11 protein-coding genes are annotated in these 13,960 nt (G+C 67.9%); 8 read left to right on the top strand and 3 right to left on the bottom strand.

Features of this window, described 5'->3' with window-relative positions; all coding sequences use genetic code 11:
• Positions 1-278 precede the first annotated feature (278 nt).
• On the bottom strand, positions 279-704 hold the full coding sequence (locus DYI42_RS20580; protein WP_213548544.1) for a peroxiredoxin: 426 nt from the start codon (positions 702-704) through the stop codon (positions 279-281).
• Positions 705-846: 142 nt separating this feature from the next.
• Between DYI42_RS20580 and DYI42_RS20575 the strand changes: the two genes are divergently transcribed.
• From DYI42_RS20575 to DYI42_RS20540, 8 genes are all read left to right on the top strand, one after another.
• The gene (locus tag DYI42_RS20575) at positions 847-4,539 is read left to right on the top strand and encodes an AsmA-like C-terminal region-containing protein (RefSeq protein WP_213548543.1); all 3,693 of its coding nucleotides are present in this window, start codon (positions 847-849) and stop codon (positions 4,537-4,539) included.
• A gap of 159 nt (positions 4,540-4,698) precedes the next feature.
• Positions 4,699-5,754: a tRNA preQ1(34) S-adenosylmethionine ribosyltransferase-isomerase QueA gene (gene queA, locus DYI42_RS20570; protein ID WP_213548542.1), complete on the top strand. Its 1,056-nt coding sequence runs from the start codon at positions 4,699-4,701 to the stop codon at positions 5,752-5,754.
• A 78-nt stretch (positions 5,755-5,832) separates the two neighbouring features.
• The gene (locus DYI42_RS20565; RefSeq protein ID WP_213548540.1) at positions 5,833-7,116 is read left to right on the top strand and encodes an MFS transporter; all 1,284 of its coding nucleotides are present in this window, start codon (positions 5,833-5,835) and stop codon (positions 7,114-7,116) included.
• Positions 7,117-7,158: 42 nt separating this feature from the next.
• Entirely contained in the window at positions 7,159-7,755 is a 597-nt protein-coding gene (locus DYI42_RS20560) for a DUF924 family protein (protein ID WP_213548538.1), read from the top strand.
• 123 nt (positions 7,756-7,878) lie between these two features.
• Positions 7,879-9,273, top strand: coding sequence for a dihydrolipoyl dehydrogenase (gene lpdA, locus DYI42_RS20555; protein ID WP_213548536.1), 1,395 nt, complete (start codon positions 7,879-7,881; stop codon positions 9,271-9,273).
• A gap of 507 nt (positions 9,274-9,780) precedes the next feature.
• Positions 9,781-10,989, top strand: a complete 1,209-nt coding sequence (gene pcaF / locus DYI42_RS20550; RefSeq protein ID WP_213548534.1) for a 3-oxoadipyl-CoA thiolase — start codon at positions 9,781-9,783, stop codon at positions 10,987-10,989.
• Positions 10,989-11,351: a hypothetical protein gene (locus DYI42_RS20545; protein ID WP_213548532.1), complete on the top strand. Its 363-nt coding sequence runs from the start codon at positions 10,989-10,991 to the stop codon at positions 11,349-11,351. Before pcaF ends, DYI42_RS20545 begins: the two co-directional genes overlap by 1 nt.
• A gap of 60 nt (positions 11,352-11,411) precedes the next feature.
• Positions 11,412-11,897, top strand: coding sequence for a DUF3291 domain-containing protein (locus DYI42_RS20540; RefSeq protein ID WP_213548530.1), 486 nt, complete (start codon positions 11,412-11,414; stop codon positions 11,895-11,897).
• A gap of 163 nt (positions 11,898-12,060) precedes the next feature.
• On the opposite strand, the gene DYI42_RS20535 is transcribed toward DYI42_RS20540, so the two are convergent.
• Both DYI42_RS20535 and DYI42_RS20530 read right to left on the bottom strand, forming a co-directional pair.
• On the bottom strand, positions 12,061-13,377 hold the full coding sequence (locus DYI42_RS20535) for a cytochrome-c peroxidase (RefSeq protein ID WP_213548528.1): 1,317 nt from the start codon (positions 13,375-13,377) through the stop codon (positions 12,061-12,063).
• Positions 13,370-13,960 (bottom strand): DUF6151 family protein (locus DYI42_RS20530; protein ID WP_213548526.1); only part of this gene is annotated, 591 nt, incomplete at its 5' end. The genes DYI42_RS20530 and DYI42_RS20535, both read right to left, overlap by 8 nt.

The following is a 13,960-nucleotide window of genomic DNA, read 5'->3' as shown; positions in this document are numbered from 1 at the left end:
TTTCCGCGCCCTTTGGGGCAGGTAAGCACATCGCAGGCGAGGGCGGCGAGGGTGGTTGTCATGGGGCGATTTTAGGGGAGCGGGCGTCGGGACGGAAGCGGTGTGGGGTCGGTCTGCAGGCTGAGATCGGGCAATGTAGGCCGGGACTTGTCGCGACCCTATTCTACGCCATCTCGCACGGCGCCTTCGGCTTGATTCCGTGCATGGGCGCATCCTGAGCGTTTCGGCTTGTGGTGCGGGACGTCTGGACAAGTCCGAACCTACCTGGGAGGCGCCCGTCAGAGCCCCTTCACCGCCTCCAGCACCTCTTCGACGTGGCCCTTCACCTTCACCTTGCGCCATTCGCGCACCACCTTGCCTTCGCCGTCGATCAGGAAGGTGGCCCGTTCGATACCCATGCTCTTCTTGCCGTACATGTTTTTCTCGACCCAGGTGCCATAGGCCTCGCAGACCGCGCCATCCTCGTCGGAGACCAGGGGCACGCCGAGGGCGTGCTTGGCGATGAACTTGTCGTGCTTGGCCACGGTGTCGCGGCTGACGCCGATCACGGTGCAGCCCGCCTCCTGGAAGTTGTTCAGGGCGGCGGTGAATTCGATCGCCTCGGTGGTGCAGCCCGGGGTGTCGTCCCGCGGGTAGAAATAGAGCACCACGGGGGCGGGGCGGTGGGCCGACAGGGTGATCTCGCCGCCGCCGTCGCGGGGCAGGGTGAAATCGGGGCGGTCTGGCCTGTGAGGTCCATACTCTTCTCTCCTTCTCTAGGCGCTTCTCAAATCGGGTCGCTCCTGCGAATATGGCGCGCAAGAGCAGAGAGGCCAGTGCGCCGCCGAACAAGGACAACCGAGGCCGATGAGCCCGCCGAAGGAGAAACCCCAGCAGGAGGTGCCGCCCGATGGGCGTGCGCGGTGGTTCGATGCCGCCGCCGAAGCCGAGCGGCTGTCTTCCGCCGCCGCGCGGATGCAGCTTGGCCCGGCGGCGCCGGAAGAGGGGGCGCCGCGCCCCCTGGGGGCGGCTGATCCGGCGCCCTGCGGCGGGCTTCCGCCGCTTTTGCTGATCACGCCGGAGAAGGTGGGGCTGGAGGCGGAAGTGCCCGCCCAGAGCGCCGCCCCGGCGCTGGGCGCGGCAGAGGTGCCAGTGTCCGGCGGGGCGGGTGTTGTGGAGCGGCTGCGCGCGGGCGGCGCGCTGGACCGGCCCGAGGACACCGGCGAAGACGGGCATGACGCCCCGATCCGCCCGCGCCGCCGCATTCGCAAGCGCCGCCTGCTCGCCAAGCCGCTGATCTGGGCCTTCGACGTGGCGGTGCTCTGCGTCGTGGCCGTGATCCTCACCATCCTGCTCACCGCCGGGCGCGAGCTGCCCGCGCCCGACTGGTTGGCCGCCCGCGTCGAGGCGCGGCTGAACGAGGGGCTGGGCGGTGCCACGGTGGAGATGGGCGGGCTCTACGTGATCTTCCAGCGCACGGCGCTGCCGCGCGTCACCTTCCGCGACGTCGACATCCGCGCTGCCGATGGCACCCATATCGTGCATGTGCCCGCATTCGGCGCGACGCTCGACAAGGGCGCGCTGCTGCAAGGCCGGGTGCAGCCCCGCGCAGTGAGCCTGACCGGCGCGTCGATGCGCGCCTCGCGCGACCGCGACGGAAACTTTGACCTGCAACTGGGCGACACCGAGCTGAACTGGCAGGGCGCGGGCAGCCTGGCCGAGTTGCTCGACCGGATCGACACCATGCTGGCCCTGCCCAGCTTCCAACCGATCGGCGAGATCCGCGCCGAGGAGCTCGTGCTGGAATTCTTCGATGTGCGCTCGGGGCGGGAGTGGGTGCTCTATGACGGCGAGTTGGTAATTGCCCAGGATGAAGCGCAGGTGTCGGCCCGGCTCGCACTTCAGCTTGCGGGCGAGGCGGTGCCGGGAGCGGGGGACGCGGAGGCTGCGGATTTCGAGGTGGACCCGGCGCGCGTGACGCTGAACTTCAGCTCGCAGAAGGGCTCCACCGCCGCCGAGCTGGGCGCCAATATCGAAGGCGTGGCGGCGCAGGACGTGGGCACGCTGAGCCCGGCCACCGCCTTTCTCGCCCTGCTCGACGCGCCGATCTCGGGCGCGATGCGGGCGAAGGTGGGCGAGGCGGGCACGCTGGAGGAACTGGCCGGACAGCTGGAAATCGGCGCGGGTGCGCTGGAGCCGGGGCAGGGGCAGGCCGCCATCGCACTGGACGGGGGGCGCAGCTACTTCCGCTATCAGCCGGAGGCCGGGCGGCTGGTGTTCGACGAGCTGCGCCTTGCCGCGCCCGACGGGGCCTTCACCGCGACGGGGCAGGCCTATCTGGAAGGCATGGAGGCCACCGGCTGGCCGACCGACCTTGTCGGTCAGCTCGCCTTCTCGGAGATGCGGCTGGACCCGCAGGGCATCTTTGCCGAGGGGCTCACCTTCGGCGGGGGCGCGCTGGACATGAAGCTGTCGCTGGAGCCGTTTCAGCTGCGGATCGGGCAGATGGTGCTGGAAAGCGAGGATGTGACCTTCCGCGCCCGGGGACATGCCCGCCCCGTGCCCGAGGGCTGGGAGGCGGCGATTGACGTGGAGGTGGACCGGATCGGCCACGAGCGGCTGCTCTCGATCTGGCCGCTGGCGCTGGCGAGCAAGACCCGCGACTGGATCGCCGAGCGGGTGCAGGCGGGCGAGCTCTTCAACGTGAAGGGCGCGCTGAGGGCCCGGCCCGGGCAGGACCGCCCGGTGGTGAGCCTTGTCTACGAGTTCAAGGGCGGCGAGGTGCAGGTGCTGCCCACCCTGCCGCCGGTGCGCGGGGCAACCGGCTATTCCTCGATTTCCGACAACGCCTACACGCTGTCGCTGGACGCGGGCCATATCAACGCGCCCGAGGGCGGGCGGATCGACGTGGCGGGCACGGTGATGCGGGTGCCCGATGTCCACCAGCAGCCCGCCGACATGGAGGTGCACCTTTTGTCGGAGAGCAGCGCGACGGCGGTGCTGTCGATCCTCGATCAGGAGCCGTGGCGGTTTATCTCCAAGGCGGAGCAGCCGGTGGACATGGCCGAGGGCCGGGCGGCGCTGGACGGGGTGATCCGCTTTCCGCTGATCAAGGATGTGCCCAAGGAGCTGATCGAGTTTCGTGTCGGCGGCGTACTGAGCGATGTGCGTTCGGAGCGGGTGGTGCCAGGCCGCACCCTGAGTGCCGAGCGGCTGGAGGTGCTGGCGCATAACGACGAAATCACCATCAGCGGGCCGGGGCGCATCGAGGGGCTGCCGATCACCGCGGCCTGGGTGCAGCCGATCGACAAGCCGGGGCCGCAGCCGAGCCGGGTGGAGGGCAGCATCGAGCTGAGCCAGGCCTTTGTGGACAAGTTCAACATCGGACTGCCCAACGGCATGGTGACGGGGGCGGGCACCGGGCAGTTCACAATCGACCTGGAGCGGGGGAAGGCGCCGCGCTTTGCGCTGCGCTCCGATCTCAACCGGATGGGGCTGACCATCCGCGAGCTGGCCTGGAGCAAGGGACGGGCGACCAAGGGGTCTCTGAGAGTGGAGGGGCAATTGGGCGAGCCGCCGGCGATCGAGCGGCTTTCGCTTTCCGCGCCGGGGCTGGAGGCGGAGGGCCGGGTGCGGCTGAACCCCGGCGGCGGGCTGCGCAGCGCCGAGTTCAGCCGGGTGAAGGCCGGCCGCTGGATCGACGCGCCGGTGACGCTGACCGGGCGCGGCAAGGGCGTGACGCCCGCCGTTCGCGTGCAGGGCGGCTGGGTGGACATCCGGCGCACCAGCTTTGCGCAGGGCAGCGGCGGTAACCGCGTGGGCGCGCCGATGACACTGGCGCTCGACCGGCTGATCATTTCCGACAGCATCGCGCTGCGCGGCTTTCGCGCCGAGCTGACCACGCGCGGCGGGCTGAACGGGCGGTTCAGCGGCACGGTGAATGGCGCGGCCCCGGTTTCCGGCACGCTGGTGCCGATGCGCGGCAAGACGGCGGTGCGCATGGTGTCGGAGGATGCGGGGCGGCTGTTCCGTGCCGCAGGGCTGTTCCGCAAGGGCCGGGGCGGCACGATGGAGCTGACGCTGGTGCCGCGCGCCGAGCCGGGGCAATACAATGGCCAGCTCAACGTGAAGAACGTGCGGGTGCAGAGCGCCCCGGGGCTCGCCGCCCTGCTCAACGCGATTTCGGTAGTGGGGCTGCTGGAGCAGCTCAACGGCTCGGGGCTGCTGCTGGCGAACACCGAGGTCAACTTTCGCCTCACGCCCAACGCGGTGGAGATCAACCATGGCTCGGCGGTGGGCCCCTCGGTGGGGATCTCGATGGCCGGGGTCTACGACATGAACCGCGATTACATGTCGGTGCAGGGGGTGCTCTCGCCGATCTACGTGGTGAATGGGATCGGGCGGATCATTTCGAAGAAGGGCGAGGGTTTCTTCGGGTTCAACTACAAGATGACGGGCCCGGCCTCGGGGCCGAGGGTGAGCGTGAACCCGCTGTCGGTGCTGACGCCGGGGATCTTCCGCGAGATCTTCCGCCAGCCGCCGCCGAGGCTGGCGAATTAGGCGCCTGGAGTTGGCGTTGGAGTGGGGGACCAGTCCCCCACACCCCCTGGGATAGTTGGGGAGCTCCGAGAGGAGCAGGGGCGCGTTAACCTTGATGTGAGGTTAACGGCCTGCGGTTGGGGCTTGTGCTGGGTGGGGTGGCGCTTGTAGGGCGCGGGCATGAAGCTGGATGACTTTGACTTTGATCTCCCCGAGGAGCTGATCGCGGTGCGGCCTGCCTATCCGCGCGGCGCGTCGCGGCTGCTGGTGGCGGGCGCGGGGTGGATCGAGGATCGGGGCGTTGCGGATATTTGCGACTACCTGCGGCCCGGCGACCGGCTGGTGCTGAACAACACCAGGGTGATCCCGGCGCGATTGAGCGGGGTGCGGCGGCGCGAGAGCGCGCAGGGCCCCGTTGAGGCGCGGGTGGAGGTGACGCTGCTGGAGCCCTCCGGCGGGGCCGAGTGGCTGGCGCTGGCGCGCCCGGCGAAGAAGGTGAAGCCGGGCGAGGTTGTGGCGTTCGGCGGCGGCCTGAGCGCTGAGGTGCTGTGCCGCGAGGGCGGCGAGGTGCGGCTGCGGTTCTCGGTGGAGGGAGCCGATTTTGACGCGGCGCTGGAGCAGGTCGGCGCGATGCCGCTGCCGCCTTATATCGCGGCGCGGCGGGCGGCGGACGAGGCCGACCGGGAAGACTATCAAACTGTCTTTGCCAAGCGCTCCGGCGCGGTGGCCGCGCCCACGGCGAGCCTGCATTTCGATGAGGCGCTGCTGGGGCGCATCGCGGCGATGGATGTGGGCCTGACCGAGGTGACGCTGCACGTGGGGGCGGGCACCTTCTTGCCGGTGACGGTGGAGGATGTGACCACCCATCGGATGCATGCAGAGCGCGGTGAGGTGAGTGCGCAGGCGGCGGAAGAGATCAACGCCACCAAGGCGGCGGGCGGGCGGATCATCCCCGTGGGCACCACGGCGCTGCGGCTGATCGAGAGCGCGGCACCGGCGAAGGGCCGGATTGCGCCATGGCAGGGGGAGACCGACATCTTCATCTACCCCGGCTTCGACTTCAGCCTCACCGACGGGCTGATGACCAATTTCCACCTGCCCAGGAGCACGCTGATGATGCTGGTCTCGGCGCTGATGGGGCAGGGGCGGATACGTGAAATTTACCAACATGCCATAGAGGCGCGATACAGGTTTTTCTCCTATGGCGACAGCTCCCTGCTGTTGCCCGGCGAATAACGACGGCGGGTGTCGCTGAGAGGCGGTTGGCCGGGGTGGCGATAGGCCATCCGGAACAGGAACAGGAAAGGCCGGACGATGGTTAAGGTGATCGCGAGCACATGGGCGCTGCTGCTTGGCGTGATGCTGCTGATGGTGGGCAACGGCGTGCAGGGCACGCTGCTGGGTATCCGTGGCTCGCTCGAGGGGTTCTCGACGCTTCAGATGTCCTTCGTGATGTCGGCCTATTTCATCGGCTTCCTCGGCGGCAGCCGGATGGCGCCTGAGATGATCCGCCGGGTGGGGCATGTGCGCGTCTTCGCGGCGCTGGGCAGCTTCATCTCGGCGGTGCTGATCCTCTACCCCACCTTCGCCAACCCCTGGGCCTGGATGGTGGGGCGCGTCATCATCGGCTTCTGCTTCTCCGGTGTCTACGTGACGGCGGAAAGCTGGCTGAACAACTCGGTCACCAACGACATCCGCGGCAAGGCGCTCTCGCTTTACATGATCGTGCAGATGGTGGGCATCGTTGCGGCGCAGTTCCTGCTGGTGGCGGGAGACCCGACGGGCTTCATCCTCTTCGTGATCCCTTCGGTTCTGGTGTCGATCTCCTTTGCGCCGATCCTTCTGAGCGTGCAGCCGACGCCGGCCTTCGGCACCACCAAGCCGCTCACGTTGGTGCAGCTTTATCGCGTGTCGCCGCTGGGCATGGTGGGCGCCTTCCTGCTGGGCGGGGTCTATGCCGCGATGTTCGGCATGTCGGCCGTCTTTGCCACGCAGGCGGGATTCACCGTGGCTCAGACCTCCTTCTTCGTGGCCTCGATCTACGTCGGCGGGCTGCTGATGCAATATCCCATCGGCTGGGTCAGCGACCGGATGGACCGGCGCCTGCTGATCGCTCTTCTGGGCCTTGGCGGCGGCATTGCCGGGGTGTTCGGCCTGTTCTTCGGCGGTGCCTTCGTGGCGGTGCTGGTGGCCGGGTTCTTCATTGGCGGCATGTCGAACCCGCTCTATGCGCTGATCATCGCTTACACCAACGACTTCCTCGAAGCCGAGGATATGGCCGCCGCCTCGGGTGGGCTGATCTTCATCAACGGGGTGGGGGCGATTGCAGGGCCGATCGTGACCGGTTGGTTCATGGGTCTGATGGGGCCGCTGGGCTTTTTCGTTTATATCGCGCTGCTCATGGCGGCGGTCGCGGGCTATGCCTTCTGGCGGATGACCCGGCGCCCGAGCGTGGCGGTGGAGGACACCGGCCAATATGCGCCGGTGCTGCCCTCGTCGACCGCCGTGGTGGTCGACATGGCGCAGGAGGTCTTCATCGAGAACCTTGAAGAGTCGGACGAAGCCGAAGAGACCGGGGAGGCGCAGCCGCAGTTGTGATGTCGCCTGCCCCGTGCAACTCTGGGGGCGGGAGGATTTTACATGGTGGATGCCGAAGATGTCGTGCGCTTCTGGACCGAGGACTGCGGCCCGGAGGACTGGTACAAACAGGACGAGGCGCTCGACGAGGAGATCCGCCGGCGCTTTCTGCCGAGTTGGGAGGCGGTGGCAGGCGGCACGCGCCCGGCGTGGGGCTGGGGCCGGGTGGCCACGCTGGCCCGTCTGATCCTGGTGGACCAGTTTCCACGCAACATGTTTCGCGGCGATGGCCGAAGCTTCGCCACCGACGGGCTGGCCCGGGAATGGGCCAAGTGGGCGGTGGAGAGCGGCGTCGACAAGCGGGTGGAGGGCGCGGCACGCCAGTTTTTCTACCTGCCGATGATGCATTCGGAAGTGCTGGCCGACCAGGACCGCTCGGTGCGGCTGTTTCTTGCCCGCATGCCGGGAAGTGACAACCTGAGCCACGCGCGCGCGCACCGGCAGGTGATCCGCGATTTCGGGCGCTTTCCCTATCGCAACATGGCGCTGGGCCGTGAGACAGGCCCGGTTGAAGCAGCCTACCTCGAGGCGGGCGGCTATCGCTGGACGCTTCAGAGCATCGACAAGGACAATGGGGGAAGCTGGATTGCTTCGGGCTAACCCGATGGAAAGACAGGCGCATTTGCGCCCGCGCTGCTGCGGCAACTCTGCGCGTGGCAGGGGGCTATCGCCGGGTGGCGAAAATAGTTTAATACCAAACTAGTTTTGGAATGGGAGAGAATCATGGCCTCGCAAAGCTTCGACCTGATCGTCATCGGCGCCGGCCCCGGTGGCTATGTCGCCGCAATCCGCGCCGCGCAGCTCGGGTTGAAGGTGGTCTGTGTTGAACGGGAGAACCTGGGCGGTATCTGCCTGAACTGGGGCTGCATCCCGACCAAGGCGCTGCTGCGCTCGTCGGAGGTGTTTCACCTGATGCACCGGGCCAAGGATTTTGGCCTCTCGGTGGAGAAGGCCGATTACGACCTCGACGCGGTGGTGAAGCGCTCGCGCGGTGTGGCCGCGCAGATGGAAGGCGGGATCAAGCACCTGTTCAAGAAGAACAAGGTGACCTCGATCATGGGCGAGGCGAAGATCACCGGGAAGGGCAAGGTTTCGGTCAAGACCGAGAAGGGCACCGAGGAACTGACGGCCAAGAACATCGTGGTGGCCACCGGCGCGCGCGCCCGCGAGCTGCCGGGGCTGGAGGCCGACGGCGATCTCGTCTGGACCTATCGGCACGCGCTGACCCCCAAACGGATGCCCAAGAAGCTCCTGGTGATCGGCTCGGGCGCGATCGGGATCGAGTTTGCCAGCTTCTACAACACGCTGGGCGCCGACACGACCGTGGTGGAGGTGATGGATCGGGTGCTGCCGGTGGAGGACAAGGACATTTCCGCCTTCGCCAAGAAGCAGTTCACCAAGCAGGGCATGAAGATCATGGAGAAGGCCATGGTCAAGCAGCTCGACCGCGGCAAGGGCAAGGTCACGGCCCATATCGAGGTGGGCGGCAAGGTGGAGAAGCATGAGTTCGACACCGTGATCTCCGCCGTGGGGATCGTCGGCAATGTCGAGGGGCTGGGGCTGGAAGAGCTGGGCGTGAAGGTGGACCGGACCCATGTGGTGACCGATGAGTATTGCGCCACCGGAGTCGAGGGCGTCTATGCCATTGGCGACATCGCCGGGGCGCCCTGGCTGGCGCACAAGGCCTCCCACGAGGGGGTGATGGTGGCCGAGAAGATCGCGGGCCAGCATGTCCATCCGATCAAGCCGGGCAGCATTGCCGGCTGCACCTATTGCCATCCTCAGGTGGCCAGCGTCGGCATGACCGAGGAGAAGGCGAAGGAAGCCGGATACGAGCTGAAGGTGGGCCGCTTCCCCTTCATCGGCAACGGCAAGGCGGTGGCGCTGGGCGAGCCCGAGGGGCTGGTGAAGACGGTGTTCGACGCCAAGACCGGCGAGCTTCTGGGGGCCCACATGGTGGGCGCCGAGGTGACCGAGCTGATCCAGGGCTACGTTGTGGGCCGCCAGCTGGAGACCACCGAGGAAGACCTGATGCATACGGTGTTCCCGCATCCGACGCTGAGCGAGATGATGCACGAGTCGGTGCTGGAGGCCTACGGGCGGGCGATTCATATCTAGCATGAAACGCTGAAAGCGTTTCGTGCAGCGGGCGGCAGCGGGTCGCGCAGCGATCTGCGAGAGCCCACACCGTGGATAACTGGGCGCCTTCCGGGGCGCCCTTTTCTTTGAGGTGCGCGGGGTGGATGGCGTTGGTACAGCTCCGGGTTCACCAAAGCAGGATCACCTGCTTGCGGGGCCACCCATCACCTGACCCCGGCCTGGCCGACGGGCCGTCTCGCGTCAACGAAAATGGCCGTATCCCCAGAGGGGCCCCTCGGCAATTTTCATTGACCCGAGCCATCCCGCCGGCCCTTGGGGGCTCAGGCGAGCGCCGATTCCGCATTCGCTTCGCGAACGCTCTATCGGGTCCGCAGTCACTTCGTGACCGCTACCGGTGGCTCCGAAGCAGGATTGGCGGTGGCGCTATCGAGTTTCGCCGCCACTGTGCATTCGGTAAGAGAGGGCTCGCGTCGAGTCCCGCAGGGGCATAGATGTCACGCGACGCGAGCAGGGAGGAGAATGCGAATGTCCGGAGAGGCTTTTATTTGTGACGGGGTGCGCACGGCGATCGGGCGGTATGGCGGGGCGCTGTCTGCCGTGCGGGCGGATGACCTTGCGGCGGTGCCGATCCGGGCGCTGATGGCGCGCAACGCGGGGCTGGACCCGGCGGCGCTTGACGACGTGATCTATGGCTGTGCCAACCAGGCCGGGGAAGACAACCGCAACGTGGCGCGGATGGCGCTCTTGCTTGCCGGTCTGCCGGAGACGGTGCCGGGCGCCACGATCAACCGCCTGTGCGCCTCGGGCATGGATGCGATCGGCACGGTGAGCCGCGCGATCAAGGCGGGCGATTACGACCTTGCGATTGCGGGGGGCGTGGAGAGCATGAGCCGTGCGCCTTTCGTGATGGGCAAAGCGACCAGCGCCTTCTCCCGCGCGGCGGAGGTGTTTGACACCACCATCGGCTGGCGCTTCGTGAACAAGGCGATGAAGGCGGCCTATGGCACCGACTCCATGCCCGAGACCGCCGACAATGTGGCCGCCGATTGGGGCGTGTCGCGCGAGGATCAGGATGCCTTTGCCGCCCGCTCCCAGGCGCGCTGGGCCGGGGCGGAGGCGGCGGGCGTCTTTGCCGAAGAGATCACGCCGGTCGAGGTGCCCCAGCGCAAGGGCGACCCCATCATCGTCGAGAAGGACGAGCACCCGCGCCCCGGCACCACCGCCGAGCAGCTTGGGCGGCTCAAGGGCGTGAACGGGCCGGATCTGACGGTGACGGCGGGCAATGCCTCTGGCGTCAATGACGGGGCGGCGGCGCTGCTGGTGGCGAGCGAGGGTGCGGCGCATGTGCATGGGCTGACGCCGCTGGCGCGGATCGTCACCATGCAATCTGCAGGAGTTGCGCCGCGCGTCATGGGCATCGGCCCGGTGCCTGCAGTGAAGAAGGCGCTGGCGAAGGCCGGGCTTTCTATTGGCGATATGGACGTGATCGAGCTGAACGAGGCTTTCGCCGCACAGGGCCTCGCGGTGCTGCGCGACCTCGGCGTGGCGGAGGACGCGGCACATGTGAACCCCAACGGCGGGGCGATTGCGATTGGCCATCCGCTGGGCATGAGCGGCGCGCGGCTGGTGCTGACGGCGGCGCGAGAGCTTCAGCGGCGCGGCGGGCGCTATGCGCTTTGCACCATGTGTGTGGGCGTCGGGCAGGGGGTTGCGCTGATACTCGAGCGGGTGTGATGGGCTACGACCTTCACATCACGCGCCGCGAGAACTGGTTTGACGAGGGCGATGACATTGCCCTCGATGAATGGCTTGTTGTCGCGCAGGCGGACCCTGATCTGACTGTGGCAGAGGATGGCTCGGCGGACATGCGCGGACCCAAGGAGCAGCTCTGGCCGCTCTGGTGGTATGACGGCGTGGTGCAGACGAAGAACCCCGAGGTCGGGCTGATTGCCAAGATGGTGGCGCTGGCCGGTGTGTTGGGGGCGAAGGTGCAGGGCGATGAGGGCGAAACCTATGCGGCCGACGGGTCATCGGATTGGGGTGATGAAGCCCCTGCGCCGAAGAAGGGCTGGCTGGCGCGGCTGTTGGGCCGCTGAAAGGCGCGATGCGATGATGGCGCACGCATAGAAGCATATGGCAAGCTGGGAGACGCTGGCATGAAGGGGATGCACCTGGCAGAGCTGAATGTGGCGCGGTTGCGTTATGCACCGGAGGATGCCCGCGTGGCGCCCTTCATGCGGGCGCTTGACGCGGTGAACGGCGTTGCCGAGCGGTCGGACGGGTTTGTCTGGCGGTTTGTTGCGGATACCGCCGCCGGGGATGTGCCCGAAGAAACCGGCGATCCGCGACTGATCCCCAACCTTTCGGTCTGGGAGGGTGTGGCGCCGCTGGAGCATTTCGTCTGGAACACCGTTCACCGGCAGTTCTATGCCCGGCGGGCCGAGTGGTTCGAGCTGCTGGAGGGCATGCATTTTGCCATGTGGTGGGTTGCGCCCGGTGAAGTGCCCACGATGGAAGAGGCGATGGCGCGGCTGGCGCATCTGGAGGCCCACGGCGACAGTGACCACGCGTTTGGCTGGCGCTGGCTGGAGGAAGCGCAGCTGTGGCGCACGGCGCGGTGCGACGGAGTGGCGGCTGAATAGGCAGGGTGAGGCCGCTCTTTGCCGGGCCTGCCGCGGAGGTGGCGACCATGGCGGGCTACGGCGGGGCGGTGGGAGGCGACCGCGACGGGTTTGGCCTTGAGGCCGGAGACGCTGTGCAGGCGGCTGCCCCGGGTATGATGCGCGCAGCGGTCGGGGTGGTGCCTTACTTATCGACGGGCAGGCCGCTGGGGACGGCCTCTGGCACGCCGAGGCGGCCGTCGATGGCGGGCTGGTCGGTGAGGCTTTCGAGGAAGGCCATGAGCGCCGCCACCTCTGCCTCCGAAAGCGGGCGGTCCTCCACCTCGATGGCGGCTTCCAGTGCGGCGAGGTCTGCGGCATCGGCCAGCGGGGCCATGGCGTCGAACTCCAGCGCGGCCAGCCTGGCGGGCGTGCCGTCATAGGCGGCCAGCGCGGCGCGGGGGGCGGCGTGGGCGCGCAGGAACGCCTCCAACTCGGCATAGGCGCCCGAGTGGCCGTAGGGCGCGGTGGCGGTGACGTTGCGCAAGGAAGGCGTGCGGAAGGCGTAGGCATCTTCGGCGTGGCCCGTCACCCTCATCCGGCCGGTATCTCGGTGATGTCGCTCGAAGGCGAGCCGCTTTCCGGGGCCGATCTGGGGCACCCCCATGGCGTGGAAGTCGTGATCGGTTTGCAACGCACCTGCGTGGCAGCCAGAGCATCCGGCCTCGCCATAAAACAGCTGCGCGCCCGCCAGCGCCTCCTCCGAGAGCGCGGCCTTGTCGCCGCGCAGGAAGGCGTCGAAGGGCGCATTGTCGGCCCGCCATTCGAAGGCCATGAAGGCGGCCACGGCGTTGGAAATATCTGTGAAATGCAGCGGGCGGCCCGCCGCCACCTCGGGGTAGACCGCCTCGAAGCGGGCCTGATAATCGCCCGCCGCCTCCACGCGCCGCGCGATGATATCCCAGGCCCCGCCCAGCCCGGTGATGCGGCCTGAGCGGGTGGCGCGGGAAATGTCGTTCTCGGTGATGTGGCCCGCCATTTCGTCGTCGGAGAGCACGGGGAACATGGTTTGCGCGCTGAGGATGCCGGAAAACCCCTGCTCCATGTCGGCACCCATCGGCGTGCGAAAGCCATGCGGACGGCCAGGGTCTTTCTCGATGCGGCCATCGTGAAACAGCGCGGTGAATTCATGGGCCCCGAGGTTGAACAGCGCAGGCGCGTTGCGGGGGATGAACTCTTCGGGCGGGTTGGCCGGATCGGGGCGGCGCTCCGGCCCCAGGCCGGTGCCGCCTTCGCCCATGCCGAGGCTGAGCCCGTCGGAGGTGGCGAAGCGCGGGTGGTGGCAGGTGGCGCAGGAGATGTTGCGGTTGCCCGAGAGCACGGGATCGTAGAACAGGAGCTGCCCGAGCCTCGCCTCGGCCTCGTTCACCGCGATGAAATCGGCATCGGTGAGAGGCGCTGGAAACTCCTGCGCGGCGGCGGGCAGGGCGAGAAAGGCGAGGGCGGCAAGGGCCTTACGCATAGGCGGCGGCCTTTTCTTCGAGCGAGATCACCCGTGGCTCCATCAGTGGCGCGCCGCCGGGAAAGAGTGGATGGTGCCTGTGCGCGCCCTTCAGCCAGCCGCCGAACATGATGCGCGCGATGGAAAGGAAGACACCAAACGTGGAGCCGGAAGTGGGTGGCAGACCTTCGGGCAGGGGCCGCTCCTTGGGCACGTTCACCCGCGCTTTCACCGGACCAAGCGCATCCCGGTCGGCGATGCCATGGGTGATGGCCCCGAAGAAGGGGTAGCGCGGGCCGGGGCCGGTGTTGCCCAGCGGCGTGTTGCAGCAGGCGGTGTACCAGCGCGCAAGGCCTTTGGGGCTGAGGCGGAGGGCGGCGATATGCTCTTTGCCCTGCACGATGGTGAGCCGGTCACAGCGAAACTGGATGATGTCGGTGCCGTCGCCCGCATCCAGAATATCGGCACGGTCCAGCACCCGGGCGAAGGCGCGGCAGCTGTTGCAATGGCAGATCACCCGGTTGCCCTGCGGCGGGCGGGGCCGGGCGGCGATGGCGAGCTGCACCTTGCCGCAGTCGCAGGTGAGGGTGATGGGCTCGGGCAT

The organism is Vannielia litorea (genome assembly GCF_018424695.1).
Lineage (GTDB): Bacteria > Pseudomonadota > Alphaproteobacteria > Rhodobacterales > Rhodobacteraceae > Vannielia > Vannielia litorea_A.
The sequence above is the reverse complement of the archived record's forward strand: the minus strand, read 5'-3'. Positions and strand labels throughout refer to the sequence as shown.